Annotated in this window: 25 protein-coding genes, 1 other RNA gene and 1 pseudogene; 12 read left to right on the plus strand and 15 right to left on the minus strand. The window is 63.2% G+C overall.

Features of this window, described 5'->3' with window-relative positions; genetic code table 11:
- Window positions 1–154: 154 nt before the first annotated feature.
- Window positions 155–1,864: a hypothetical protein gene (locus BLS57_RS19715; RefSeq protein WP_093739885.1), complete on the minus strand. Its 1,710-nt coding sequence runs from the start codon at window positions 1,862–1,864 to the stop codon at window positions 155–157.
- A gap of 324 nt (window positions 1,865–2,188) precedes the next feature.
- Here BLS57_RS19715 and BLS57_RS05290 point away from each other — a divergent pair, with 324 nt between their 5' ends.
- Entirely contained in the window at window positions 2,189–3,220 is a 1,032-nt protein-coding gene (locus tag BLS57_RS05290) for a hypothetical protein (protein ID WP_093739887.1), read from the plus strand.
- Window position 3,221: 1 nt separating this feature from the next.
- Here the strand turns inward: BLS57_RS05290 and BLS57_RS05295 are convergent, their stop codons facing one another.
- The 4 genes from BLS57_RS05295 to mgtE all read right to left on the minus strand — a co-directional run bounded on the left by BLS57_RS05295 (window position 3,222) and on the right by mgtE (window position 7,998).
- Window positions 3,222–4,994, minus strand: coding sequence for an SLC13 family permease (locus BLS57_RS05295; protein WP_093739889.1), 1,773 nt, complete (start codon window positions 4,992–4,994; stop codon window positions 3,222–3,224).
- 93 nt (window positions 4,995–5,087) lie between these two features.
- On the minus strand, window positions 5,088–5,900 hold the full coding sequence (locus BLS57_RS05300) for a TIGR00282 family metallophosphoesterase (protein WP_093739891.1): 813 nt from the start codon (window positions 5,898–5,900) through the stop codon (window positions 5,088–5,090).
- 134 nt (window positions 5,901–6,034) lie between these two features.
- Window positions 6,035–6,598 (minus strand): 5-formyltetrahydrofolate cyclo-ligase, encoded by a 564-nt coding sequence (locus BLS57_RS05305; protein ID WP_093739893.1) that lies wholly within the window; start codon window positions 6,596–6,598, stop codon window positions 6,035–6,037.
- Window positions 6,595–7,998 carry a magnesium transporter gene (gene mgtE / locus BLS57_RS05310; RefSeq protein WP_093739895.1) on the minus strand — a complete coding sequence of 468 codons (1,404 nt, stop codon included), beginning with the start codon at window positions 7,996–7,998 and terminating at the stop codon, window positions 6,595–6,597. Before mgtE ends, BLS57_RS05305 begins: the two co-directional genes overlap by 4 nt.
- A gap of 121 nt (window positions 7,999–8,119) precedes the next feature.
- Between mgtE and guaD the strand changes: the two genes are divergently transcribed.
- A complete protein-coding gene (guaD, locus tag BLS57_RS05315) occupies window positions 8,120–9,421 on the plus strand; it encodes a guanine deaminase (protein WP_093739897.1) in 1,302 nt (433 codons plus the stop codon).
- A gap of 125 nt (window positions 9,422–9,546) precedes the next feature.
- Here the strand turns inward: guaD and BLS57_RS05320 are convergent, their stop codons facing one another.
- The 4 genes from BLS57_RS05320 to BLS57_RS05335 form a co-directional block, all read right to left on the minus strand.
- Entirely contained in the window at window positions 9,547–9,966 is a 420-nt protein-coding gene (locus BLS57_RS05320) for a CAP domain-containing protein (protein ID WP_093739899.1), read from the minus strand.
- A complete protein-coding gene (locus BLS57_RS05325) occupies window positions 9,963–11,297 on the minus strand; it encodes an 8-oxoguanine deaminase (protein WP_093739901.1) in 1,335 nt (444 codons plus the stop codon). The genes BLS57_RS05320 and BLS57_RS05325 overlap by 4 nt, the downstream gene beginning before the upstream one ends.
- A gap of 120 nt (window positions 11,298–11,417) precedes the next feature.
- On the minus strand, window positions 11,418–12,218 hold the full coding sequence (hisN, locus tag BLS57_RS05330) for a histidinol-phosphatase (protein ID WP_093739903.1): 801 nt from the start codon (window positions 12,216–12,218) through the stop codon (window positions 11,418–11,420).
- Window positions 12,219–12,329: 111 nt separating this feature from the next.
- Window positions 12,330–12,701, minus strand: a complete 372-nt coding sequence (locus BLS57_RS05335) for a helix-turn-helix domain-containing protein (protein WP_093739905.1) — start codon at window positions 12,699–12,701, stop codon at window positions 12,330–12,332.
- A gap of 641 nt (window positions 12,702–13,342) precedes the next feature.
- Here BLS57_RS05335 and BLS57_RS05340 point away from each other — a divergent pair.
- A complete protein-coding gene (locus BLS57_RS05340) occupies window positions 13,343–14,119 on the plus strand; it encodes a Bax inhibitor-1/YccA family protein (protein WP_093739907.1) in 777 nt (258 codons plus the stop codon).
- A gap of 264 nt (window positions 14,120–14,383) precedes the next feature.
- Window positions 14,384–15,433: pseudogene (locus BLS57_RS05345) on the plus strand (MFS transporter); the annotation flags it as partial.
- On the opposite strand, the gene BLS57_RS05350 reads toward BLS57_RS05345, so the two are convergent.
- The 3 genes from BLS57_RS05350 to BLS57_RS05355 form a co-directional block, all read right to left on the minus strand.
- Window positions 15,430–16,119 (minus strand): VIT1/CCC1 transporter family protein, encoded by a 690-nt coding sequence (locus BLS57_RS05350; RefSeq protein WP_093739911.1) that lies wholly within the window; start codon window positions 16,117–16,119, stop codon window positions 15,430–15,432. The pseudogene BLS57_RS05345 and the gene BLS57_RS05350 overlap by 4 nt on opposite strands.
- 16 nt (window positions 16,120–16,135) lie before the next feature.
- A complete protein-coding gene (locus BLS57_RS19720; RefSeq protein ID WP_167356372.1) occupies window positions 16,136–16,294 on the minus strand; it encodes a hypothetical protein in 159 nt (52 codons plus the stop codon).
- 337 nt (window positions 16,295–16,631) lie between these two features.
- Complete coding sequence (locus BLS57_RS05355) at window positions 16,632–17,324, minus strand: metal-dependent hydrolase (protein ID WP_093739913.1); 693 nt, start codon at window positions 17,322–17,324, stop codon at window positions 16,632–16,634.
- A gap of 390 nt (window positions 17,325–17,714) precedes the next feature.
- On the opposite strand from BLS57_RS05355, the gene gatC reads away from it, so the two are divergent.
- The 6 genes from gatC to rpmG all read left to right on the plus strand — a co-directional run bounded on the left by gatC (window position 17,715) and on the right by rpmG (window position 21,680).
- Complete coding sequence (gene gatC / locus BLS57_RS05360) at window positions 17,715–18,002, plus strand: Asp-tRNA(Asn)/Glu-tRNA(Gln) amidotransferase subunit GatC (RefSeq protein WP_093740354.1); 288 nt, start codon at window positions 17,715–17,717, stop codon at window positions 18,000–18,002.
- Window positions 18,002–19,489: an Asp-tRNA(Asn)/Glu-tRNA(Gln) amidotransferase subunit GatA gene (gatA, locus tag BLS57_RS05365; RefSeq protein WP_093739915.1), complete on the plus strand. Its 1,488-nt coding sequence runs from the start codon at window positions 18,002–18,004 to the stop codon at window positions 19,487–19,489. Before gatC ends, gatA begins: the two co-directional genes overlap by 1 nt.
- Before the next feature lie 37 nt (window positions 19,490–19,526).
- Window positions 19,527–20,237 (plus strand): hypothetical protein, encoded by a 711-nt coding sequence (locus BLS57_RS05370; protein ID WP_093739917.1) that lies wholly within the window; start codon window positions 19,527–19,529, stop codon window positions 20,235–20,237.
- A gap of 3 nt (window positions 20,238–20,240) precedes the next feature.
- Complete coding sequence (locus tag BLS57_RS05375; protein WP_093739919.1) at window positions 20,241–20,930, plus strand: N-acetylmuramoyl-L-alanine amidase; 690 nt, start codon at window positions 20,241–20,243, stop codon at window positions 20,928–20,930.
- Window positions 20,931–20,941: 11 nt separating this feature from the next.
- Window positions 20,942–21,353: RNase P RNA component class A (gene rnpB / locus BLS57_RS05380), an RNA gene on the plus strand.
- Between the two features lie 159 nt (window positions 21,354–21,512).
- Entirely contained in the window at window positions 21,513–21,680 is a 168-nt protein-coding gene (gene rpmG / locus BLS57_RS05385; RefSeq protein ID WP_007119221.1) for a 50S ribosomal protein L33, read from the plus strand.
- Window positions 21,681–21,995: 315 nt separating this feature from the next.
- Here the strand turns inward: rpmG and BLS57_RS05390 are convergent, their stop codons facing one another.
- Genes BLS57_RS05390 through BLS57_RS05400 form a run of 3 tightly spaced genes read right to left on the minus strand, consistent with a single transcriptional unit; the run spans window position 21,996 to window position 23,476 of the window.
- A complete protein-coding gene (locus tag BLS57_RS05390; RefSeq protein ID WP_093739921.1) occupies window positions 21,996–22,400 on the minus strand; it encodes a hypothetical protein in 405 nt (134 codons plus the stop codon).
- Window positions 22,397–23,017 carry a DUF5671 domain-containing protein gene (locus BLS57_RS05395; RefSeq protein ID WP_093739923.1) on the minus strand — a complete coding sequence of 207 codons (621 nt, stop codon included), beginning with the start codon at window positions 23,015–23,017 and terminating at the stop codon, window positions 22,397–22,399. Before BLS57_RS05395 ends, BLS57_RS05390 begins: the two co-directional genes overlap by 4 nt.
- Window positions 23,018–23,020: 3 nt before the next feature.
- Window positions 23,021–23,476 (minus strand): nucleoside deaminase, encoded by a 456-nt coding sequence (locus BLS57_RS05400; protein ID WP_093739925.1) that lies wholly within the window; start codon window positions 23,474–23,476, stop codon window positions 23,021–23,023.
- A gap of 62 nt (window positions 23,477–23,538) precedes the next feature.
- Between BLS57_RS05400 and BLS57_RS05405 the strand changes: the two genes are divergently transcribed.
- Both BLS57_RS05405 and BLS57_RS05410 read left to right on the plus strand, forming a co-directional pair.
- The gene (locus BLS57_RS05405) at window positions 23,539–24,597 is read left to right on the plus strand and encodes a pseudouridine synthase (protein WP_093739927.1); all 1,059 of its coding nucleotides are present in this window, start codon (window positions 23,539–23,541) and stop codon (window positions 24,595–24,597) included.
- Window positions 24,598–24,692: 95 nt separating this feature from the next.
- Window positions 24,693–24,923, plus strand: coding sequence for a hypothetical protein (locus BLS57_RS05410; protein ID WP_244153603.1), 231 nt, complete (start codon window positions 24,693–24,695; stop codon window positions 24,921–24,923).
- Window positions 24,924–24,925 lie beyond the last annotated feature (2 nt).

Genomic DNA, 24,925 nt, shown 5'->3' on the forward strand with positions numbered 1-24,925 from the left:
ACGCATTCGCGGACTGCTTGTGTAGAATGTTACGGCAGTTCCGCGTGAATATTTACCCGGCACATCCGCCTTCAAATCGCCTCGCACCAACCTCACGCCCAAAGCAAAAGGCGCGCCATCTCTGACGCGCCTTTCCGTTCTCTAGTGGTCTGGATCAGACCATATCAAAGACGTCTTCCTCAGGCGGGTCATAGCCTTCGTCCTCTTCTTCCGGAACCGAGGTCAGGCTCAGCGCGTCCATCAGTGCCGAGGAACTTTCAAGCGCGCCGCCATCGTCAGGGTCCACCCACGTCGGGTCATCACTGCCAGTAACTTCGAGGATCTCCCCGGGGCCGTCATCCGAGTCCACCACCAGACGCATACCGCCGAGATCAATGTCCTCAAACGACAGGGCACCGGGCCAAGTCCACAGGGTGAAGTCTGTAGATTCGACGTCCCCCGTAGATTGATCGGGAACCTTGCCGAACTGCAGTCCGACATCAAATGTGCCACCGGCCTCAGCGCCATTGGGCAAGCCCGTAACCCCGTCATCCGCGGCCTGAATATCCGTCACATCACGACCGTCCGTATTCGGATCGGGAAAGAAGTTCAGGATATCGACCGAACTGCCCTCGGCCACGTCAAAGAAGATCCCGTCGATGTCCGGTGTGTCATCCGGATCGGTCCCTTCCGACGGCGCGAGGTTGAAGTGCAACTGCCCTTCTGGCGTTTCGGTGACAGAGATGGTGATCTCGCCATTCTCACCCATGTAGAATTGCAGCACGGATTTATCATCCCCACCGGGATCGCCCTGCGTCCCACCGGAGCCCGAGCCTTTGGTGCCGCAAGAGCCGGAGCCCTTCGTGCCGCCAGAACCAGAGCCCTTGGTGCCACCCGAGCCGGAACCCTTCGTGCCGCCCGAACCGGAACCCTTCGTGCCGCCGGAGCCGGAACCCTTCGTCCCGCCAGAGCCGGAACCCTTCGTACCGCCAGAACCGGAACCCTTGGTACCGCCAGAGCCGGAACCCTTCGTGCCGCCAGAGCCGGAACCCTTCGTCCCGCCAGAGCCGGAACCCTTCGTACCGCCAGAACCGGAACCCTTCGTACCGCCAGAACCGGAACCCTTGGTACCGCCAGAGCCGGAACCCTTCGTGCCGCCAGAGCCGGAACCCTTCGTCCCGCCAGAGCCGGAACCCTTCGTCCCGCCAGAGCCGGAACCCTTCGTACCGCCAGAACCGGAGCCCTTCGTACCACCCGAGCCGGAGCCCTTAGTACCGCCAGAGCCGGAGCCCTTCGTACCACCCGAGCCGGAGCCCTTCGTACCGCCAGAGCCGGAACCCTTCGTACCGCCGGAGCCGGGGCCCTTCGTACCGCCGGAGCCGGGGCCCTTAGTGCCGCCAGAACCGGAACCCTTCGTCCCGCCAGAGCCGGAACCCTTCGTCCCGCCAGAGCCGGAACCCTTCGTGCCGCCTGAGCCGGAACCCTTGGTACCACCAGAGCCGGAACCCTTCGTACCGCCAGAGCCGGAGCTCTTCGTACCGCCAGAACCGGAGCCCTTCGTACCACCCGAGCCGAAGCCCTTCGTACCGCCCGAGCCGGAGCCCTTCGTCCCGCCAGAGCCGGAACCCTTACCGTCATCTTTGTCGTCGAATTTATTGGCGAGATGCTCATCGTACCATTTTGCAAAGGTCGAGCCTTCTACACCGCCATTGTGATAAGATTTCGTGCCGCTGGCCTTGCAACCGCCAGAGCCGCGCGTGCCGCCGGAGCCGGAGCCTTTGGTCCCGCCAGAGCCCGAACCGCGCTCATCGCGTGCCCATTTCGCCCATTTGCCGCCACGACCACCGCCATGACCATCCCAGCCTTTCGAAAATCTATACCCCATCGCGACAATCCCTCATCTAACAATTTGCAGCCGCGGCGGCCCTTTGGCCCCGCGTCCCCCACAGGTGGCCCAAATTACAGGGGGCGGCCCATTCTCGCCAAATTCTTTCCGTTTTATCGGTAAATTCGCCTCATTTTGCGGCGCAGTTGGAAACAGTACCGAATCCGCCCAAAGCATTGTCCCAAAGCTGCCGCCAATCCTTTCTGCCAGCGCCCGAATCACCCTAGCCGAGGTCCGAACAAATTGCCTTTGTTTTGCCTTATCCCCGCCGTAGCCTTGTCAGGCCCCGCCCCTAGACAGGCGCAAAGACGAACGGAGGCCCCGATGGCACGACCCAAGGAAAAGAGCGCTCAGGCGCAGATCGTTGACGCCGCGCGCAAGCATTTCGGCCAAGACGTGGCCCGCGTTTCGGCCCCGGGGGGCGAGAACCGCTCCAGCTTCCGCCTGCATCTGGCCGACCGTACCGTCATCGCCACCCTGCGCCCGAACTTCCGCCGCACCCATCTGGAGGCCCATGTGCTGACAGAACTCGGCAAACACTCCAGCGACCTGCCCGAATGTCTGGGCGTGGTGGGCGAAATCATGTTCCAATCCGACGTCGGCAAACGCCGCCTTAATGTCGAGATCGCCGAGGTCGCGCCGCCCGCGCAACTTGACCTCGCCGCACAGGCCGTGTCCGCAATCTTTCGCATCCACGGTGCCGCGCGCCAGACCGAGTTGAACGAGATCATGCCGCATCTCGGCAACAACCGCGATTGGGTGCTGAACTTCGTCGATGCGGTCGATTTCCTGCAGGGGCTCGGCGGCGGCATTTCAGACAAGTTCGACCGAATTGCTGCCTACACACGCATCGACACCCCGGCGCGGCAATTCGTGAAATGGGACTGCCGCTCGGGCAATGCCGCGATCGGCCGTGATGACAAGCTGCGCTGGTTTGACTTTGAATACGCCGGCCTCCGCCACGGGGCCGAAGACATCGCTTGGCTGATCGGGGACGAAGCATGGCCCCTCGCGCCGCAAGACATGGTCGACGTGGTGATCGACGCCTTCGATCCGACCTGCGGAATCCCCCTGCCCGACTACCTCGACTACCTATCGGTTTACCTGACCTTCCACGCAGTGCAGCGTCTCAAGCTCATCAGCAAGGAAGCCAAGAAACGCGGCTGGCTCAGCAAAGACCGCATCCGCCGTTATGACGACGCGGGCGTGCACCCGGAGTTCGCTGCGCAGATTTGCAGGGTCGGCGCTTACTTCTCGGACCAATCCGAGCTCACCGCCCCGCTCACCGCGAACTTCCTCGTCGCACAGCGCGGCTTTGAAGAGATCGTCGCCCAGACCGAAAAACGCAGCGCCTAAGCTACCACAGCAGCGGGATCACCGCGCTGACCAGAACGGACATGCTGAGGTTCAGCGGAATCCCAATGCGCATGAAGTCGGTGAACTTATACCCCCCCGGCCCGTAAACCAGCGTATTGGTCTGATAGCCAATCGGCGTGGCGAAGGCGCAGGACGCCGCGATCATCACCGCCACCACCAAGGGCCGCGGGTCTATCCCAAGCGCATTGCCGAGGCTTATCGCAATCGGCGTCATAATAACCGCCACGGCGTTGTTGCTCACGATCTCGGTCAGCGTGGTGGTCAGCAAAAACACCGCCCATATGATAAAGAAGGGCGGAAGTTGTGCCAAACCGGGTGCGATATTCTCGACGATCAGCGTAATCGCCCCCGAGTTTTGCAGCGCGGCCCCCACGGCCAGCATGGCGAAGATCAGCGCTAGCAAACGTCCTTCGACAAACGAAAACGCCTCTTCCGCATCAATACAGCCCGTCACCAACACAATCGCGACAGCAATCACCGCCAAAGCCAAAATCGGCGCGACATTAAAGGCCGCCAGCACCACGATCCCCACCAGCGCAGTGATCGCAATCGGCGCATGGCTCCGGCGAAAGGCGCGCGCGGAAGGCTGGGTCACGTCAACCAGATTCATATCGCTCGCCAAACGCTGAATGTCTTCGGCAGCGCCTTCCAGCAGCAGCGTGTCCCCCACTTTGACGATCAACTGGTCCAGCTGCTGGCCGATGTTCTGGTTCCGCCGATGCACCGCCAGCGGATAAACCCCATAGCGCCGCCGCAGCCGCATTGAGCCAAGCGAACGCCCCACCATGCGACACCCCGGCGTGATCAGCACCTCGACGGTCGTGGTCTCCACCGCCGACAGCTGATCAACCCGGCGCAGTTCCTTGTTGTTCTGCAGGCTGAGCAGTTCGGTCATCTGTGTTCGCAGCACGACGCGGTCGCCCATCTGCAGTTCAACCCCCTTGAGATTGCGCCGCAGCGAGTCGTCGCCACGCACCACGTCGATCAACCGCACGCCCTCGCGTTTGAACAGCTGCACGTCCAATACCTCACGCCCGATGAGGTTGCTTTCGGGCGGGATCACCGCCTCGGTGAAGAACTTCATCTTCGAGCGGTCCGACAGCATATTCGCCATACTGTCGCGCGCCGGCAGTAACTTGTCTGCAAAGAGCAGCATATAGATCAGCCCCCAAGCGCAGACGACAAGCCCCACGGGCATGATCTCAAAAATGCCGAAAGGCGCCAGCCCCTGCCCCCGCGCCACACCATCGACCAAGAGGTTCGTGGATGTCCCGATCAGCGTCAGAGAGCCCCCCATAATGGCGGCATAACTCAGCGGGATCAGCAGCTTAGACGCTTTGGTGTTCAACGTTCGCGTCAGCTGCACCACCACCGGGATCATCACCACAACCACCGGCGTATTGTTCATAATCGCACTGGCCGCCATGACCGACAGGATCACCCCCGCCACGGCAGTCTTGGGATGTGTCTTGGCCGAACGCTCGGCCAGTCGGGTCAGCACGTCCAAAGCCCCGGTCCGCACCAAAGCGCCCATGATGATGAACATCGCCGCAATGGTCCAAGGCGCGGGGTTCGACAGAACCGCCAATGCGTCGTCATAGGGCAGCACACCAAGCGCCAGCAACAAGGCTGCACCGGCAATGGCCACCACCTCAGTCGGGAAAGATTCGCGCAGAAACAGCACGAACATCATGCCAACAACCACCAGCGTCAGCACCGCCGTCTCCATCGGAGAAAAGCTAAAAAAATCCATCAAGAACCTGTTGTTCGGGCAAAGGCGCGTTGTCCAGTTACCCCGATTGCCGCGCGCGGCGCAAGCGTCACGCGCGGCGACCAGCCGTCAACCTTAGGGAGCGCTCGCCTGTAACGCACCGCCCTCCCGAACCGGCACAATCCGCGTGGCGCGCCCCGTACGGTCATCGGTCTCGATATACACGCCCGACAGCGTCGCCTCGCCGTTCGCAGGCGTAAAGCGTTCCTTCGGCATGCCGGTGATAAAGCGCCGCAACGGCTCGGTCTTTTCCATGCCGATCACCGAATGATAATCACCACACATGCCCGCATCGCTGAGATAAGCAGTCCCGCCCGGCAGCACCATCGCGTCCGCCGTGGGCACATGGGTATGGGTGCCGACGACAAGGCTCGCCCGCCCGTCGCACCAATGACCCATCGCCATCTTCTCGCTCGTCGCCTCGCAATGCATGTCGACGATAATCGCCTGCGCCATCCCGCCCAAAGGATGTGTCTTCAACACCGGCTCCAGCGCCGAAAACGGATCATCAAAAGGCCGTTTCATAAACACCTGCCCAAGCGCTTGGGTCACCAAAACCTTCTTACCATTCTGCGCCGTAAACAACCGCGCGCCCTTGCCCGGTGCGGATTTGGAGAAGTTCAGCGGCCGGATCACGCGCGGCTCCTGCTCGATAAAGCTCAGCATGTCCTTTTGGTCAAAGGCATGGTCGCCCAGCGTCAGACAATCCGCGCCCGCGTCCAACACGGTCTTCGCATGCGCGCCAGACAGCCCCATGCCACCGGTGGCATTCTCGCCATTCACCACAATGAAATCGAGTTTCCACTCGCGCCGCAGCCGGGTGAGATTTTCCGTGATCGCCCGCCGTCCGGCCCGGCCCATCACATCGCCAAGGAATAGAATTTTCATGGGCTATGGACTAGGCCGCAAGCCTCGCCACAGCAAGCCCTATTCGCCGCCCCCCTACGCCCCCCTCTTTTTGGCCAAAAATACTTCACGGGGGTCCGGGGGTGTGAAACCCCCGGCGGCCCGCAAATCAAACCTCAGCCCGACACCTCAATCACCCCCGCCTCCGTCACGATCAAATCCAACGGCTCATCCGTCTCCTCCAGCGGAATGTCGTCCCACTCCTGCCCCGCAAAAGCGAAACCAATCGCCATCGTCGCACGCCGCGCCCGCAGCATCGCCAGCGTCCGGTCATAAAACCCGCCGCCGTACCCCAACCGCGCGCCCCTGCGGTTGAACGCCAAAAGCGGCACGATCACGATCTCCGGCACAAAAAAGTCGTTATGCTCCGGGATCATCGCGCCAAAAGTCCCCGCCACCATCGGCGTCTCCGGCGTCCAGCGCGAAAAGGATAGCGGATGGTCCGGCCACATAATCACCGGCACCCCCACCGGCCCATGGGCACAGGCTTCGGCCATCGCCGGGCGCGGGTCAATCTCGGTACGGATCGGCATAAACCCCGAGAGCGGCACGCCGCGGTAGCCCGCCAGCACCTCCGACAGATACCCCGCCTGCGCCGCATTCGCTTGTTCGAACAAAGGCTTACGCCGCGCAAAAGCCGCTTTGCGCGCTGCCGCCTTCGCCGCTGCCCCGTCGGTCACAACAACACCCAAGCCGCGAGTCCAAGGAAGGCAAAGAACCCCACAACATCCGTGACCGTGGTCACAAAGGCCCCCGAGGCTAACGCCGGGTCCACACCAAACCGCTCCAGCAAGATCGGAATTCCCGTGCCCGCCAAACCCGCCACGACGAGGTTAATCACCATCGCCGTGGCGATCACATAGCCAAGCGCGGGCGAGCCGAACCAGACCACCCCGACCACGCCCATGATCACCGCAAAGATCAGCCCATTGACCAAACCCACCAAGACTTCCCGCCGGATCACCCGCCAGACGTTGGAGCCGGTCAAATCCTTGGTCGCAAGCGCCCGTACGGCGACGGTCAGGCTCTGCGTCCCCGCATTGCCGCCCATCGACGCCACGATCGGCATCAAGACGGCCAGTGCCACGATCTGCGCAATGGCTGCCTCGAACTGCGAAATCACCATCGACGCCGCAATCGCCGTGACCAAGTTCACCGCCAACCACGGCAGACGCTGCTTGGTCGTCTCGGCCACACGGTCCGACAGCGACCCCTCGCCCACACCGGCCAGACGCAGGATGTCTTCTTCGTGTTCCTCATCCAGCACTGCCATCGCATCATCGATGGTAATCACACCAATCAGCCGCCCCTCCTCGTCCACCACAGGGGCCGAGATCAGGTGGTACTGGTTAAACGCATAGGCCACATCGCCCTCATCACGCATCGCGGGGATGATCTGAAAGGTCTCTTCCAGAATATCCGCCAATCGCGTCTCGCGGCGCGAGCGCATGAGTTTGCCAAGCGTCACATTGCCCACCGGATGCAGGCGCGGGTCGACCATGACGATGTGGTAAAACTGGTCCGGCAGGTCTTCCTCCGCCGTGGCGCGCAGGTGGTCGATGGCTTGGCCCACCGTCCAATGCTCCGGCGCCATGACGACCTCGCGCTGCATCATCCGGCCTGCGGAATACTCCGGCCAGTTCAGCGCCTGTTCAACGGCAACCCGGTCGGTTTCCTCCAGCGCGTCAAGGATGGTTTCTTGCTGGTCCCCCTCCAAATCCTCAATCAGATCAACCACATCGTCGCTGTCGAGCTCGCGCACCGCTTGGGTCAGCACCTGCGGCGTCAGGATCGAGATGACTTCCTCGCGGATCGACTCGTCGAGTTCCGACAGGATTTCGCCGTCAAACTCCTGCCCGTAAAGCCGGATCAGCGCGGCCCGGTCGGCCTCGTCAATCTGCTCCAAAAGGTCAGCGATATCCGCCGCGTGCAGCGGTTCCATCAACTGGGTCAGATGCGCCTGATCCCCGGCCTCCACGGTCTCAAGGATCGCGGATACGGCCTTGCGGTCGAGCATATAGGCCTCGGCCTCATCCTCGGGCGCGACCGCCGGATCCAGCTCCTCAATCTGCTCTGACATCCAGCCGTCTCCCTGCCTGTGTGATCTTGGGGCCGACCATATGCAAGCGCCCCGGCTGGCACAATGCCACCCGCGACGCTTCGGTATTGTTCCCCGTCCCGGCGTCACCTAAACCACTGGCATGACAAATCAACGACTCCTTTTGGGCGCGACGCTCACCTATTCCGGCAACCCGATGCAAAGCGCATGGGAAGACGCCGTGCAGATCGACAGCGCGGGCGGCGTGCTGATCGAGGATGGCCATATCGCGGCTGTCGGCAATGGCGAAAAACTGCGCGCCGCGCATCCGCAGGCTGAGGTCACGCGCTACAGTGACGCGCTCATCTGCCCCGGATTTGTCGACGCCCATGTGCATTACCCGCAAACCGCGATCATCGCGTCTTGGGGCAAGCGGCTGATCGATTGGCTCAACAGCTACACCTTCCCCGAAGAGATGCGCCTGTCGGACCCGGCCTATGCCGAGCAGATTGCCGCGCGGTATCTCGACCTCACGCTGGCCCACGGCACCACCACGGTTGCCTCTTACTGCACCATCCACCCGCATAGCGCCGACGCGCTGTTCCAAGCGGCGGCGGATCGGGGCCAGCGCATCGTCGCGGGCAAGACCTGCATGGACCGCAACGCCCCCGAAGGGCTGCGCGACACGGTGCAATCGGCCTATGACGACAGCAAAGCGTTGATTGAGCGCTGGCATGGCAAGGGCCGCTCAAGCTATGCAATCACGCCGCGTTTCTCGCCGACCTCGACGCCCGAGCAGCTCTCGGCCCTCGGCGCGCTTTGGGCGGAGCATCCGACTTGCCTGATGCAGACGCACCTGAGCGAACAGACCGATGAGATCGCATGGGTGCGGGAGCTTTACCCCGACGCCCGCGATTATCTCGACACCTATGAAACACACGGACTGCTCGGCGAACGTGGCCTTTACGGCCATGCGATCCACCTTGAGCCACGCGAGATCGATCGGCTGGCCGAGGTCGGCGGCGCGCTGGTGCATTGCCCAACGTCGAATACATTCATCGGCTCCGGCCTGTTCGACATGACCGGACTGGCGAAACGGAACATCCCCTTGGCACTAGCCACAGATACCGGCGGCGGGTCGTCCTTTTCGATGCTGCGGACCATGGCGGCGGCCTATGAGGTCGGCCAGTTGCGGGGGACGCCTTTGCACGCGGCGCAGTTGATCTGGCTCGGCACCGCAGGCTCGGCGCGCAGCCTGCATTTGCAGGATCAGGTGGGTTCGTTGGCCGAAGGGATGGAGGCGGATATCACTGTACTGTCGCTAGACTCCACATCCGCGATTGCGCAGCGGCATGGGGCGGCGAAGGATATTTGGGAGAGCCTCTTCGCGACGATCATGATGGGCGATGACCGGGCGGTGAAGGATGTTTGGGTCGCAGGAAAGCGCATCGGTCAAGACACCTAACTAAGGGCAGCGCCGACCCGCGGGGTGGCGCAAAAGCGCCGCCCCAGGGGGGCGGGTCATGCCGAAGGCATGCCTATGGCATGACGCTGCCCGGCCCAAGGCCGGGCGGGACATTCATCGAGCGTTCAACAAGGTGCCGCCAGCACCATCACCCAAACATCGCCTTCAGCCCGCGCCATCCCCATCTCATGCGCACGCGGCTCAACCATATTCCGATAATGCCCGGACGAATTGGTCCAGCCCCTCATCACCGCGTTCAAAGACCGCTGACCCTTGGCGATATTCTCGGCCACAAAGCACCACTGATACCCCGCCTTCGTCACCCGTTTCCCCACAGTCGAACCATTCCGCCCGCTGTGACTGAAATACCCATGTTTCGCCATATCGCGGGCATGGGCCTGCGCCGCCTGCTCCAACCGGTCGCTATAGCTCAGAGGCTTCAACCCCTTCACATCCCGCAGCGCATTCACGGCCTCCAGCCCCATCGGATCAGCCAAAGCCGGAACCGCCGCCAGCGCCATCACCGCCGCCAAAACATGCCTCATCCAGCAAGCCCCCTCGCCAGTTCATTCTGCCGCGCCACCTGTGCGGCCAGATCAATCGTCACGACCTGACCATCGCGCACCACTTGCCGCCCCTCAACAAAAAGGTCCCGCACAGCCGTCGGCCCGGCAAGAAGCAGCGCAGCAGGGTCCCAACTGCCCGCACTCGCCACGCCGGACACATCCCAGATCGCCACATCCGCGCGTTTGCCGACCGCCAGCCGTCCGCAATCAGGCCGCCCCAGCACATCCGTGCCGCCCCGCGTCGCCATCTCCAGCGCCGCCCGCGGGCTCATCGCATCCGCGCCCTGCGCCACGCGTTGCAAGAGCATCGCCTGCCGCGCCTCCGCCGCGAGATTGCCGCAGTCGTTACTGGCCGAGCCATCGACTCCCAACCCCACCGGCACCCCCGCATCGAGCATGGCGCGCACTTGCGCGATGCCCGACCCCAAGCGACAATTTGAGCAAGGACAATGCGCCACCCCGGTGCGCGTGCGTGCAAAAAGGTCAATCTCGCCCGCGTCCAACTGCACACAATGCGCATGCCAAACGTCGTCACCCAGCCAACCCAGATCCTCAGCATATTGCCCAGGCCGGCAGCCGAATTTCTCAAGCGAATAGGCCACATCCTCAGCATTCTCGGCCAGATGGGTGTGCAGCATCACCCCCTTGTCCCGCGCCAACAGCGCCGTGTCGCGCATCAATTCGCGGCTGACAGAAAACGGCGAACAGGGTGCCAAGCCCACACGGCACATCGACCCTTCGGCCGGATCGTGGAAGGCATCCACCACACGAATGCTATCCTCCAAAATCGCCGCCTCACGCTCGACCAGCATGTCGGGCGGCAGGCCACCGTTGCTTTCGCCAATGCTCATCGCCCCCCGCGTCGGATGAAACCGCAGCCCCAGTTCGGCGGCGGCGTGGATCGTATCCTCCAGCCGCACGCCATTAGGGTAGAGATACAGGTGATCCGAACTCAAACTACAGCCCGACAGCGCCATCTCCGCCAGCCCGATCTGCGCCGAGACGAACATATGCTCCGGCCCCATCCGCGCCCAGATCGGGTAGAGCCGTTGCAGCCAGCCAAACAGCAGCGCGTCCTGTGCGCCCGGCACGGCGCGGGTCATGCTTTGGTACAGATGATGGTGCGTGTTGACCAAGCCGGGGGTCACGACGCAGCCTTTGGCCTCGACGACCTCGCCCGTGGTCTGCAGACCCTGCCCGATCTCGACAATCACCCCATCGCGCAGCAGCAGGTCAGCGCCGGCTAGCTCACGACGGTCGTCATCCATGGTGACAAGGTGGTCCGCCCCGCGGATGAGAATTTCGGCCATTGCGCACACTCTTCAATCGCCCGTCTCATGAAGAATGCATGGGGCCGATGGAAAACGGGCATGAGAACCGACCTGAGCCGTTTCCATAACCTAAAGTTGAGCAATGCGTCAACGCGCGGGTCAGTGCTCCGACAGGATCGCCAAAGCCTGCGCGTGAATTTCGGCATTCGCCGCCGCCACGGCACGCCCGCCCTCATGCACCGGATTTCCCTGCCAATCAGTCACGATCCCACCCGCGGCCTGTACCACCGCGATGGGCGCCTGAATGTCATAGGCGTTGAGCCCCGCCTCGATCACCAGATCGACCTGCCCCGCCGCGACGAGCGCATAGGCATAGCAATCCATCCCGTAACGGGTCAGCAGAGCCTGTGCCGACACGGCGCGAAACGCCGCGGCCTCTTGCGTGCTGCCCACTTCCGGAAATGTCGTGAAAACAATCGCTTGACGCAGGTCTCGCGGCGCGCGTGTCGCAAGGCTGCGCTGGCCATGTGGACCCGTCAGCAGCGCCCCATCCGGCGCACCTTCAAACCGCTCGCCGATATAGGGCTGGTCGATGATCCCATAAAACGGCCCCGACACGTCACTCACCGCGATCAGCACACCCCATGTCGGCGTGCCGCTGAGAAACCCGCGGGTGCCATCAATCGGGTCGAGCACCCAAGTCAGCCCCGACGTCCCCGGCTGCGCGCCATATTCTTCGCCCAAAAATCCGTCCGCCGGACGCTCCTGCGCCAAAACCTCGCGCATCGCCCGTTCGGCGGCGCGGTCTGCCTCCGTCACTGGATCAAAGCCTGCGCCGAGTTTATTGTCGGCAATCAGATCAAGCGCGCGGAAATAGGGCAGGATCACCGCCCGTGCGGCATCCGCCATGAGATGCGCCACGCGGCGGATGTCGGGGTCAAAATCTGTCGTGTTTACCATGCAAAATGCTTGGCAGTTTGCGGGTCTCTGCGCAAGCCTCAGACTGCAAAAGCCGCCCCGCTTTTACCGCGGAACGGCCAGCATATACGTGCATTTCAACCAGAGGTCGTATCAGGCCACGTCGCTCAAGACCCGCGCCAGTTCAAACAACCGACGCCGCTGGTTTTCCGGGATCGCGTAATAGGACCGCACCAGCTCCATCGCTTCCTTGTCGCCCATCAGATCGGCGGGCAGACCCTCTTCGGGGGCGACCTCCGTGCCGTCCTCCTTTAGCCCTTCGAAAAAGAAGGACACCGGCACCTCCAAAGCGTCCGCAATGTCCCAGAGCCGCGAGGCGCTGACACGGTTCGCGCCAGTCTCGTATTTCTGGATTTGCTGAAACTTGATGCCAACCATTTCGGCCAGCTTTTGCTGTGTCATCCCGGTCAGCCAGCGCCGTTGCCGTATGCGCTTGCCGACATGTACATCCACCACATGAACCATCTCGCCTATTCCTTATCGGGGGCACGCGTCATGTGCCGAACTGTATTTGCGACAGAAGTGTCGTCTGCCCCGCCGCCCAACAATACCGCAGGGGTTGCACCGGGAGCCATGAGACAAACATAGCGGTTGCGTTGCTTTCGACAAAGCCCTTTCACGCGATAGTGAGCATTCGCCCTATTTTTCCCGGCAACCTGAGGGAGAAGACCTCGGAAAGAAGCGGCATTGCCCTTAAGGTAGAATAGGTGCCCTGCTATGATGTTTACGGCACGATCATAGGCAACCCTGAGATGAATAGGTTGATATTAAAGATGTTCTTGCGTGCGCGGGATGTCTGCCCCGCAGCGGCGCGGCAAGCCGTTGGGTGGTCAAATTGTAAACATATGAAGCGCTGCGCTCATAGGACAAAATCCGCCGATGGGACGGTGGTAGAGCCCGTCGCGCTTGCTGTGCGGCTGAGTGTCGCTTTGCACACCCGTCGAATTTGCCTTAAAATTCGACATAATCAATACAAGCTTCGGGTCAGAAACGCCCCTAAAATCAGACTCTAAGAGACTTGAATTTCAAGCGCTCAGACCCGATATTCAACCCAACAACGTGCCGCCGAGCTTTGGGCACGCTACTTTGCCAATGGGAGTCACTAAATGGCTGACGTCAATACAATTCGCTCAACCGCCGGGTCGCGCGCCTCTGCGATCGACGAGGGTCTGCGCGCCCATATGAACAAGGTGTATGGCACCATGTCGATTGGCATGCTCATCACCTTCGCCGCCGCTTGGGCCATCTCTGGCCTGTCGGTCACCACGGACCCTGCCGCCGGTGTGGCGCAGCTGAGCGAGAGCAAGTACCTGACGCAAATCGGCTACGCGCTCTATGCCTCGCCGTTGAAATGGGTCGTGATGTTCGCACCTTTGGCCTTTGTTTTCGGCTTTAGCGCGATGATTAACAAAATGTCCGCCGCGACAGCGCAGGTCGTGTTCTACGCCTTTGCCGCCGTCATGGGCATCTCGATCAGCTCGATCTTTCTGGTCTTCACCGGCTATTCCATCGCGCAGGTGTTCCTGATCACCTCGATCGCCTTCGCGGGCCTGTCGCTCTGGGGCTACACCACTAAAAAGGACATCTCCGGTTGGGGCAGCTTCCTGATCATGGGTGTGATTGGCCTGATCGTGGCATCCATCGTGAACATCTTCCTCGCCTCTTCGGCGCTGATGTTTGCCATTTCCGCCCTCGGCGTGCTGATCTTCGCAGGTCTGACCGCCTATGACACGCAGAAGATCAAGACCGAGTATCTGGCCCACGCGCATCACGGCGACACCGAGTGGCTGGGCAAAGCCGCCATCATGGGCGCCCTGAGCCTCTATCTGGACTTCATCAACATGTTCATGATGCTGCTGTCGCTCTTCGGCAATCGCGAATAAGCCAGCGGGCATTGAGACAAGGGGGGGGGCCGGTTCCGAAAGGGACCGGCCCTTTTTCGTTGGCGCGACGTTTAATCTCCCCCCGCGCGGAACCGAGCCGCCCCTTTTCGCGCTAAATAGGGAACGGAGGGCCGCGCCATTAACTATTTTCACAGCCTATCTGCCGCCGGTTTCGCGGCCACTGCCATCAGCTACGGACCGGCGCGCATGGGCTTTGGCCTCTTTGTGCCTGCCTTCAAATCGTCCTTCTAGCTCTCGCCAGCGACGGTGGGGCTGATCTCCAGCCTCGGCTTTGCGGGTTTCTTCATCGGGCTGTTGATCGCGCAATATCTGCTGAACCGCAAAGGCCCGGCGGCGCCGGTCCTCACCGGGTTGGCAGCGGCAACGCTGGGGCTTGGCGTCGTGGCGCTCGCGCCCAATCCCACTGTCTTGGCGGCCGGCGTGTCTCTAGCGGCTTCCAGTGCCGGCTTCGCCTGGACGCCGTTTAACGACGCCGTGCATCGCAAGATTAGAGACACCGACCGGCCCACGGCTCTTTCAGAGATCAGCACCGGCACGAGCGTCGGTGTGATGTTGGCGGCGGCGATTGCGCTCGGCATGGTCTTTACGGGCCTCGATTGGCGCATCTGCTGGGGGGTTTTCGCGCTGCTGGCCCTCGCCAGCCTTATCGGCAACTGGACCGCGCTGCGCCCCGTGGGCAGAGCCCCCGAGGCCGCGCCAGATGCGTCTTGGCGGATGCTGCTGCAACAAAGTGCCGTCCCGCTCTTCGGCTTGGCCTTTGTCTTTGGCATCACGTCGTCCATCTACATTTCCTTCGCCGCCGACCATTTTTCGCAAAGCAGCTTGCTCGGCATGCCGAACAGCGCCGTCCCCTCGGTGGTGTTTCTCAGCTACGGGTTCTTTGGGCTGGCTGGGTTGCTGACGGGCAGCATTCGCGACCGCATCGGATTGGCACCGCTTGTGCAGCTCTTGCTGCTCGCCGCCGCGACCTCCTTTGCCCTCGCCGCTTTGCTGTCCGACAGCTGGACCGCGCTGGTGATCTCGGCGGGGTTGCAGGGGATAAATGTCATGATGACCAGCGCCGTTCTCGCCTTTTGGTCCGAGAAACTCTTCCCGTCTCTGCCGTCGATGAGCTTCACCGCGACGCTGCTCGCAACCGCCAGCGGCAGCGTCATTGGCCCGAGCTTTGCCGGTCTGGTGCTTAAAGGTCCGGGGCCGGAAATTGCCTTCCTCGGCGCCGCCGCGATCCCCCTGATCGCCGCCTGTGCTCTACGGCAAAGTTGGATCACCGAGCACGCGCTCGAACCCGCTTAGCCGACGGCTCCAAACAACTGCCCGACCCCGGCGGTCACGGCCATCGCCAGCCCGCCCCAGAACACCACCCGCCGCACTGCAGGCCAAGCAGGCGCGCCGCCCAGCCGCGCGCCGCCGGCCCCGAGCAGCACCAGCGCCAGCACGGCAATGAGCGCCACAGCCATGCCGCGTATCCCGTCCGGGGCGAGGACCGCCGCCAGAAACGGCAACCCGCCGCCCAGCGCGAAGGCCCCTGCCGATGCGACAGCAGCCTGCAGCGGGTCGGCTTGTCCGGCGAGACCAAACATTCCCAATTCCTCCCGCGCATGGGCGCCCAGCGCGTCGTGGTCGGTCATCTGCGCGGCGACTTCCAGAGCGAGGTCACTTTCCACGCCGCGGTTCTCCAGCCCTTCGGCCAATTCGCTCAGCTCGTAATCCGGGTCTTCGATCAGCGCCACGCGTTCGCGTTCCAGATCAGCCCGTTCCACATCTGATTGCGCCGAGACCGATACATATTCCCCCGCCGCCATCGACAACGCCCCGGCGGTGAGGCCGGCAAGACCGGTCAGCACAACATTGTCATGCGCCATTCCGGCAGAGCTCACCCCGACCAGCAGACTGGCCGAGGACACAATACCATCGTTCGCCCCCAAAACGGCGGCGCGCAGCCAGTTGCTGCGGTTAATGTAATGGCCTTCTCTGGGCATGAGGCGGCGGGGCGGTCTAGTTCGGTTCCCAGACCATCAGGTCCGCGGGGAAGATCACCGGGCGGTCTCCGCCAATGCCGGTGAAGCCGACGCTCCCGGTCGGTTTGGCCTGCTCAATCGGCATGCAGGCCGCTGTCAGCAGGATCAGGATCGCGGCACTCAGTTTGGCAGACATGGCATTTCCCCAATAGCTTAGCGTTAAGTATCGCGGCTTCGGTGCGGCATGGCAAGCCAGCAGCGTTGCACCGGGACCGTGCGCTTGGGTTAGGTGGTGGTAAGCATCGAAGGTTAGAACCCTCACCAATCGCGATTGCGCCAGAGGACTTTCCACCCTCTTGGCACCCATAGGATGAAAGGCCCCAAAGGGGTCACGTCAATGCGCTTTGAGGTGCAGGGAAACCTGCTTTGCACATCCGATCTGGCGGCGCCGCCTTTTTATCAACGGCCCCTCCCCCAATTTGAAGCAGTTCGCCTGATGCCTTGGCTGGCACCGGGCCATTCGGCGTGGTTAGTCAGAGCTTGATTGGCTGCAGAACCTGCGGCTCGACCACATCAACACCGGGCAGACCGTCGGCCAGCACTTTGGCCGATTGCTCCAGCAGGTCGAAGGTCCGGTAGTGGCAGGGGATCACCGTCTTGAAGTCAAAGTACCGTTTCGCGGCATAGGCGGCCTGCGCCATGTCCATGGTGAAATGCCCCCCTGCCGAGAGGATGCCGATGTCGGGTTTGTGGTAGTCGCCCATCCAGTCCATATCCGCCATGATTGCGGTGTCGCCGGAGTGGTAGATCGTATGCCCCTCGCCCGCGATCATAAAGCCGGTCTCCATGCCCGTGTAGATCGGGCCATTGTCTCCACTGATGGAGGAAGAGTGCGAAGCAGGCACCATCGTCACCGCGACATTGCCCACGCGGATCGTGCCACCTTTGTTAAAGCCGTTGGTCTGCGCCACACCCTTGCTCTCGAACCATGCCATCAGCTCATACATCCCTGCCACCGGCGCATTGGTGCGGCTGGCGACATCGGCGATGTCTTGGGTGTGGTCGAAATGGCCATGGGTGACGAGGATTTGCGTGGCACCGTTCATCGCCTCTGCGTGCTGGTCCTCCGACAACATCGGGTTGCCGTTGAGCCACGGGTCGATCAGCAGGACTTGGTCTTCGATCTCGATGCGGAATGAGCCGTGGCCGAGCCAGATGATGTTCATGGGATCCTCCTGATTTGTTGCTCGCAACAGAGTTGCGCTTCCTTGCGGCGGAATCAAGAAAACGTCTCCCCTGCCACCCCGGCCCGGAATCAAGCCGCAGGCGCCGGGCCATCGCCTGCCCGCCCCCCGGGTAGGCGATTTGGTGAGGCTGGGTACGACTTCGAGGACACACATCATGGCTGATCTATAAAGTGGCAAGATATTCTGTCGGATCGCCGACCCGCGGGCAGCCGATAGCCCTCAGCATACTATCGCCCAGAATTAAGGGGCACGCCCCCCGATCAAGCGCCATCCCCCGGTCTGGCGCCGCCCGGCTCCGTTCCGACCCTCCAAACCCTTGCGAGGCCCGCCCCCAAACGGTAGAGGACCCACAAAGAGATGGAGATGTTCATGTCGATCGACGAAAACACCGCCGCACGCGTGGCAAAACTGGCCCGGATCAAGGTCGAACCCGATGCGCTCCCCGCGCTGGCAGAGGAGTTCAACACCATCCTCGGCTTTATCGAACAGCTGGGCGAAGTGGACGTCGAAGGCATCGAGCCGATGACCACCGTCACCCCGCAGCGGCTCAAGCGGCGCGAAGATGTGGTCACCGACGGCGACCAGCAAGACGCAGTTCTCGCCAATGCCCCCGATGCCCGTGAAGGGTTCTTTGCCGTGCCGAAGGTGGTGGAATAATGACCGATCTGAACAAACTCGGCCTTGCCGACGCCCGCGACGCCCTGCGTAAGGGTGAGACCACATCCAAAGACCTGACCGAAGCCTGCCTCAAGGCCATCGACGGTGCCGGCGCGCTCAACGCCTTTGTCCACCGCACGCCAGAGATCGCGATGGAACAGGCCGCCGCTGCCGACGCGCGCATCAAGCAAGGCGACGCTCCTGCCATGTGCGGCCTGCCCATTGGCATCAAAGACCTCTTCTGCACTAAGGGCGTGCCAAGCCAAGCGGGCAGCCGCATCCTCGAAGGCTTCCTGCCCGAGTATGAAAGCACCGTCAGCCAGAAGCTGAAAGACAGCGGCGCGGTCATGCTGGGCAAGCTCAATATGGACGAATTCGCCATGGGCTCGTCGAACGAGACCTCCGTCTACGGCAATGCGGTGAACCCGTGGCGCCGTGCAGGCGATACGGCGGAACTGACACCGGGCGGCTCCTCGGGTGGCTCTGCCGCGGCCGTGGCGGCCGATCTCTGCCTCGCCGCCACCGGCACCGACACCGGCGGCTCGATCCGCCAGCCTGCGGCCTTCACCGGCACCGTGGGCATCAAGCCGACCTATGGCCGTTGTTCCCGCTGGGGCATCGTCGCCTTCGCCTCCTCGCTCGACCAAGCCGGACCAATGACCAAGACCGTGCGCGACGCCGCGATCATGCTGGAAGCCATGTGCGGCCACGACGCCAAGGACAGCACCAGCGCCGACTTGGCCGTGCCAGACTTCGAAGCGGCCCTGACCGGCGACATCCGTGGCAAGAAAATCGGCATCCCCCGCGAATACCGCATGGATGGCATGCCCGAGGAGATCGAAAAGCTCTGGCAAGACGGCATCGCCATGATGAAAGACGCGGGCGCCGAGATCGTCGACATCTCGCTGCCGCACACCAAATACGCCCTGCCCGCCTATTACGTCATCGCCCCTGCCGAGGCCTCCTCGAACCTCGCGCGCTATGACGGCGTGCGCTTTGGCCACCGCGCCAAGCTCGACCATGGCGACGGCATCACCGAGATGTACGAGAAAACCCGCGCCGAGGGCTTTGGTCACGAGGTCCAGCGCCGCGTGATGGTGGGCACCTATGTGCTCTCCGCAGGCTTCTACGACGCGTACTACAACCGCGCCCGCAAGGTCCGCACCCTGATCAAGAAAGATTTTGAGGACGTCTTTGCCCAAGGCATCGACAGCATCCTCACCCCCGCCACCCCCTCGGCGGCCTTCGGTCTGGGCGAAATGAAAGACGCCGATCCGGTGGCGATGTACCTTAACGACGTCTTTACCGTCACCGTGAACCTCGCTGGTCTGCCCGGTGTCGCGCTGCCGACAGGGCAAAGCGCGACAGGCTTGCCGCTGGGTCTGCAACTGATCGGGCGTCCGTGGGAAGAGGCCGAACTGCTGTCCTCCGCCTATGCGCTGGAACGGGCGGCTGGGTTTGTGGCCAAGCCGGAAAAATGGTGGTAAGCCCGCGGGCGGTAATCAACAGGCAAGAGCGGATCAGATGATCACACGGACACTTCTAGCGATCACGGCAGGCGGTCTTCTGGCAGCCTGCCAACCGGCCATTCCCGATTCCGGGCGCGGCGTGGGTTTCGGCGATAGCAATTTCGAGGCCGAGCAGCGTGCGCGTGATGCAGCGCTGGCGGGCAACAATATCGACAGCGCCATCGCGGCCACGACGCCAGCCACGACCCCGGTGCCTGATGACGGCTCGCCCGAAGCCACAGCGGCCGAGACCGCCCGCGTCCTTGCCGCCACCCGACCCGGCGGCGCGCCGGTTCAGGCCAGCCCGTCGAACCCGGCCCCTGCCGTGGTCAACGCCGTTGGCATCTCGAACGAAAACAACTTCGACGCCGTCTCGGACCAGCGCAGCATCGAAGCCGATGCCGCCCGGGTCGCCGCCAACCGTGCGCAATATCAGGTCGTTCAGCCCGAAGCCCTGCCCGAGCGGACCGACAGCGGCCCCAACATTGTGGCCTATGCACTTCAGACCAAGCAATCTGTCGGTCAGAAACTCTATAGCCGCATCGGCTTCAACAAAGCGCGCAAATATGAGCGGGCCTGTTCGCAATACGGCCATGCCGACCAAGCGCAGATCGCCTTTCTCGCCGCCGGTGGCCCTGAGAAAGACCGCAACGGCATGGACCCTGATGGCGACGGCTTTGCCTGCGACTGGGATCCGACGCCCTTCCGCCGGGCTGCTCAGGGCTGATCCATGGCCCAAGCGCCTGACGTCACGGCGCATCCCTCGCCCAATTGCGGCCCGCGACGCGGGGGGCTGCGCCCTCATTTGATCGTGCTGCACCACACCGCGATGGACAGCGCCGAGGCGGCGCTGGACCGGCTCTGCGACCCCTCTGCGGCTGTCTCGGCGCATTACCTGATCTGTGGCAACGGCCGCGTGTTGCAATTGGTTGAAGAAGACCAGCGCGCGTGGCACGCGGGTGTGGGTGAATGGGCGGGGCAGGACGACATCAACTCGCGCTCCATCGGAATTGAGTTGGACAACCGCGGCGATCATCCTTTTTCCGAGCCACAAATGCGGGCGCTGGAGGCCCTGATGCCCGGCATCATGGCCCGGCACGGCATCGCCCCCGAAGGGGTGATCGGGCATTCCGACATGGCACCGGGCCGCAAACTCGATCCCGGCCCCCGATTCGATTGGGCGCGGTTGGGGCGTCAGGGGCTGGCGTTGCCCGCGGGGGTTGGCCCTGCCCCGGATGCTGTCGAGGCCAAGACATTCCGGCAAGCCGCCGAGGCCGTAGGCTTCACCGCCCCCTGCGACGATGACACGCTCCTCAGCACCGTGCGCATGCGGTTCCGCCCGCAGGGGCGTGGCCCTCTCTCCCCTGACGATCTCGCCGCCCTCCCCGTGCCCATTGACGCGCCGCTCGCCCCCGTCTAGGGCGGTCAGGCGCGGAAGGCTGGATGGCCGCTTCGGTGCTTGCAAAAGCACCGGGGAGGAAAGTCCGGACTCCAAGAAGGAACGGTGCCGGGTAACGCCCGGGCGGGGCAACCCGACGGAAAGCGCCACAGAAAAGAAACCGCCACTCGGTCCGGCTTGCCGGAATACCCGAGGGGTAAGGGTGAAACGGTGGGGTAAGAGCCCACCGCGGGGCTGGCAACAGTTCTGGCACGGCAAGCCCCACCGGGAGCAATGCCAAATAGGGACCGCGCGCCACTGATCTTTGGGTCAGAGGCGGGGCTCTTCTGCCCCAGCAGGTCCGGGTTGGCAGCTGTAGCCGCATCGGCAACGGTGCGGTCAGAGGAATGGTCATCGCCTGTTTTGCGACAGGTACAGAATCCGGCTTATAGGCCTTCCGCGCAACTTCTTGCTCTTTCGGCATCGAAAGGCAGGTTTTTCGACAAATCCGGCGTCTTTTGACCTCGGGCGGGCAAATAGCGGTTGACTCGGGCGCGGGTCTGACTAGAACCCGAAATTCAGAATTCACGCAGGCCTGCGCGGCGCTGCAGCAGGAGAAGACACATGGCGAAGCCAACCACGATCAAGATCCGTCTGAACTCGTCCGCGGGCACAGGCCATTTCTACGTCACCAAAAAGAACGCTCGTACCATGACCGAGAAGATGGTCATCAAAAAGTACGACCCCGTTGCGCGCAAGCACGTGGAATACAAGGAAGGCAAGATCAAGTAAGATCGCCTGACCTGATGGTTTGAAGGGCCACGTGCACTGCGCGTGGCCTTTTGCGTTGGGGGGATGACGTCGCTAGGACACTCGAAACGTCGCCGCGCTCACCCCGCCCGGAATCAAGGCCGCAGGCCGCCGGGCAGCGCCAGACCGTCCGTCACGCCGTAGGCGTGCCGACAATTCAACAGCGCACCTCTGGTGCGATGGGCTGGCGCTTTCGCTGTCGTAGCGCGTGCCGGTAATGTTCGAGTCACCGCAGCAAACATAAACTGCCAAATAGCCCCGTCTGAAGCGCCATCCCCCGGTCCGGCGCTGCCCGGCTCAGCGCTCTTGCGCCACCCATTGGCCCGAAGTCGGCACAAGCTCGTAGCGCAAGCATCCGCGCGCCCCGTCAAAGTGCAAAGGCGCGCGCCAATCAGCCCTCGCCTCCTCCGACGCCAGCTCAAACGTCGCGCAGACCGCAAAAGCCTCCTCACCCCGCGCCACCTCATAGGCCGCCCCCGTCAGCGGATCAGCCGCATCAGACGCCCCGCGACAGGCCCGCGCAAACCCCGCCTGACCGCCCGCCTCACAAATCACCGCATCCGCAACCCGCCGCAGATCAGCCCGCCGCTGTTCATCCCGCTTTTCCGCCCGCGCATGCCCCGGCCCGCCAACCACGACCAAGCCCGCAACCAAGGCCCCCAGCACAACGGCCAGAACCCCGACAAAAAGCAGCCGGTTCACGCAACCTCTCCCCGCGCGCTCCCCGCACGGTAATAGCCAAAGATCCCTCCGGCGACGCCTGCGACCACAAGCGACTTCAGCGCGAATTGCAGGGTGAAGTCTCCGTTCAGAAAGGCATAGATCACCGCCACCAGATCGCCCAAGAGCACGGCGGCGGCGAAGAGCAGCGTCACATTGGTCATCCAAGACCGAATGGCCGAGCGCTGCAACGCCGGGTCCGCCGCCAGCCGCCTGCGCTCACGTGTGGCGAGCCAGAGGTACAGCGGCAGCGTCACGATCAGCACCGCCATGGCCCAGCGGATACGGTGATCCGCCGTGCGGCCTGACGGCTCGAGCAGGTGGTCGATCAAGGCATGCAGCAGCCCCACCAGATAGCCCGCGCCAAACAAGAGCGCGCCAAACATCAACGCATAGACAAAAAAGTCCCGCGCCGTGACCACAGGCTGCGGGCGCGGTACGGGCGGGGCGAAGGGCACGTCGGCCCAACCGTCGAGCGCGTCAGACACCTCATGCGCCGACCAGCCCGCCTCTGTCAGCACCGCGGCGATTTCCTCGCGGCTTCGGCCCGCGCTTAGCGCCTCGCGCACGAATACGGCCAAGTCCTTACTGCCCGCCATGGGTTAGCCCCCTCTTTTAGCTTTGAAAAAACCGGTCAGCAGGTCCTCGGCTTCGCCCGCGGCGATACCATCAAAAACCTCGGGCGCGTGGTGGCACTGAGCGTGCGAAAACACCCGCGCCCCCTGCGCCACGCCGCCGGACTTCGGATCCGCCGCGCCATAAAACAGCCGCTCGATCCGCGCCGCCGCAATCGCGCCTGCACACATCGCACAGGGCTCCAGCGTGACATAAAGCGCGTGACCAATCAGCCGCTCCGACCCCAGTGCCGCACAGGCCGCCCGCAGGGCCAGCATCTCGGCATGGGCCGTGGGATCATGCCGCGCGCGGGTCTCATTGCCCGCCGCCGCCACGATCTCGCCCGTCGGAGAGACCACCACAGCCCCCACCGGCACCTCGCCCCGCGCTGCCGCTGCGCGCGCTTCGGCCAGCGCCTGAGCCATATATGAGCGAAACTCCATTCCGCCACATGGCCGCAAACGCCACCCTTTCGCAAGGGCGTGAAACAGGGTAAGCGCTGAGTATGAACGCGAAACCACCCTCCTCCGGCTCCGGCCCGACTGCTGATTCGTCCGAAGCCAGCAAAGGCGACCGCATCGCCAAAGTGCTGTCCCGCGCAGGCATCGCCTCGCGCCGCGAGGCCGAGCGCATGATCGAAGCGGGCCGCGTCCGGGTGAACGGTGAACAAATCACCTCGCCCGCGCTGAACGTGACGTCCGAGGACAAGATCACCGTCGACAACACCCCCGTCGGCGCGCCCGAGCCGCCGCGCATCTGGCTCTATCACAAGCCTACCGGACTGGTGACGACGAATTCTGACGAAAAGGGCCGCGAGACGATCTTTGACGCCCTGCCCGAAGACATGCCCCGCGTGATGACCGTGGGGCGGCTCGACCTCAATTCCGAAGGGCTGCTGCTGCTGACCAATGACGGCGGCGTGAAACGCAAGCTGGAACTGCCCAGCACCGGCTGGCTGCGCCGCTACCGGGCGCGGGTGAATGGCCGCCCGACGGACGAGATGCTGGAGCCACTGCGCAAAGGCATCACGGTAGAGGGTGAACAATTCCAGCCGATGGATGTGTCGCTGGACCGCCAGCAAGGGGCGAACGCCTGGCTCACCATCGGGTTGCGCGAAGGTCGCAACCGCGAGATTCGACGGGCGATGGAGGCCGTGGGCCTCACCGTGAACCGGTTGATCCGCGTGTCTTATGGCCCCTTCCAATTGGGCGAGTTGAAGACCGGCGAAGTCGAAGAATTGCGCCGCAAGGTCGTGCGTGACCAATTGGGGTTGGAGTTGGAAGACCCCACTGGCACCGCCGTCAAAAAGCCGACCTCCGTTCGTCGCCCGCCCCGGCGCAAGCCCGGTGGTTTCGGCGGCGCAGGCCAGCCCGGCATGCCGGTCGAGCGCAGCGAAGATGACGCGCCGCCGCCCCGCCGTGGTGGTGGCAAAGCCAAACACGCCCCACGTGGCAAAGCGGCTGCGGGCAAGGGCCCTGCGCGTTCCGGTGGCAGACCGACCGGCAAACCCGGCGCACGCCCAACGGCGAGGCCCGGTGGCAAGGGGCCAAAACCCCGCCGCTAAGACGCGCGCCTTTCGGAACGCCGCAGCGCAGCGCCGCGTTGGGTCAGCACTGCCGGAGCCTTCCGGCGTGAAACCGCCGGAATAGGAGCGCCGATTTGGCACGTATATTGCTGTTTTTGTTGGTCTTCGCCGCGCTCGCCGTTATCATCCTCGCAGTAGTCTCGGCTTTAGGCCGCGCAGCCGACAGCGCCGATGCGGCGTTGCGCCCAATCTGGGGCAGCAAAAGGGGGAATGTCATGGCACCGACCAGCTTTCAGAAAATCGCCTATGTGGCGCTGCTTCTTGTGCTCTTGGGCGTGACCAGCGGCCTGCTGGGAGGGCTTTAAGC

It is taken from the genome of Sulfitobacter delicatus (genome assembly GCF_900102535.1).
GTDB classification, from domain to species: domain Bacteria; phylum Pseudomonadota; class Alphaproteobacteria; order Rhodobacterales; family Rhodobacteraceae; genus Sulfitobacter; species Sulfitobacter delicatus.

Coding starts and splice junctions, on each gene's coding strand:
- BLS57_RS19715 (WP_093739885.1), bottom strand. CDS start 1,864: ATGGGGTATAGATTTTCGAAAGGCTGGGATGGTCATGGCGGTGGTCGT.
- BLS57_RS05290 (WP_093739887.1), top strand. CDS start 2,189: ATGGCACGACCCAAGGAAAAGAGCGCTCAGGCGCAGATCGTTGACGCC.
- BLS57_RS05295 (WP_093739889.1), bottom strand. CDS start 4,994: ATGGATTTTTTTAGCTTTTCTCCGATGGAGACGGCGGTGCTGACGCTG.
- BLS57_RS05300 (WP_093739891.1), bottom strand. CDS start 5,900: ATGAAAATTCTATTCCTTGGCGATGTGATGGGCCGGGCCGGACGGCGG.
- mgtE (WP_093739895.1), bottom strand. CDS start 7,998: ATGTCAGAGCAGATTGAGGAGCTGGATCCGGCGGTCGCGCCCGAGGAT.
- guaD (WP_093739897.1), top strand. CDS start 8,120: ATGACAAATCAACGACTCCTTTTGGGCGCGACGCTCACCTATTCCGGC.
- BLS57_RS05320 (WP_093739899.1), bottom strand. CDS start 9,966: ATGAGGCATGTTTTGGCGGCGGTGATGGCGCTGGCGGCGGTTCCGGCT.
- BLS57_RS05325 (WP_093739901.1), bottom strand. CDS start 11,297: ATGGCCGAAATTCTCATCCGCGGGGCGGACCACCTTGTCACCATGGAT.
- hisN (WP_093739903.1), bottom strand. CDS start 12,218: ATGGTAAACACGACAGATTTTGACCCCGACATCCGCCGCGTGGCGCAT.
- BLS57_RS05335 (WP_093739905.1), bottom strand. CDS start 12,701: ATGGTTCATGTGGTGGATGTACATGTCGGCAAGCGCATACGGCAACGG.
- BLS57_RS05340 (WP_093739907.1), top strand. CDS start 13,343: ATGGCTGACGTCAATACAATTCGCTCAACCGCCGGGTCGCGCGCCTCT.
- BLS57_RS05350 (WP_093739911.1), bottom strand. CDS start 16,119: ATGCCCAGAGAAGGCCATTACATTAACCGCAGCAACTGGCTGCGCGCC.
- BLS57_RS19720 (WP_167356372.1), bottom strand. CDS start 16,294: ATGTCTGCCAAACTGAGTGCCGCGATCCTGATCCTGCTGACAGCGGCC.
- BLS57_RS05355 (WP_093739913.1), bottom strand. CDS start 17,324: ATGAACATCATCTGGCTCGGCCACGGCTCATTCCGCATCGAGATCGAA.
- gatC (WP_093740354.1), top strand. CDS start 17,715: ATGTCGATCGACGAAAACACCGCCGCACGCGTGGCAAAACTGGCCCGG.
- gatA (WP_093739915.1), top strand. CDS start 18,002: ATGACCGATCTGAACAAACTCGGCCTTGCCGACGCCCGCGACGCCCTG.
- BLS57_RS05370 (WP_093739917.1), top strand. CDS start 19,527: ATGATCACACGGACACTTCTAGCGATCACGGCAGGCGGTCTTCTGGCA.
- BLS57_RS05375 (WP_093739919.1), top strand. CDS start 20,241: ATGGCCCAAGCGCCTGACGTCACGGCGCATCCCTCGCCCAATTGCGGC.
- rpmG (WP_007119221.1), top strand. CDS start 21,513: ATGGCGAAGCCAACCACGATCAAGATCCGTCTGAACTCGTCCGCGGGC.
- BLS57_RS05395 (WP_093739923.1), bottom strand. CDS start 23,017: ATGGCGGGCAGTAAGGACTTGGCCGTATTCGTGCGCGAGGCGCTAAGC.
- BLS57_RS05400 (WP_093739925.1), bottom strand. CDS start 23,476: ATGGAGTTTCGCTCATATATGGCTCAGGCGCTGGCCGAAGCGCGCGCA.
- BLS57_RS05405 (WP_093739927.1), top strand. CDS start 23,539: ATGAACGCGAAACCACCCTCCTCCGGCTCCGGCCCGACTGCTGATTCG.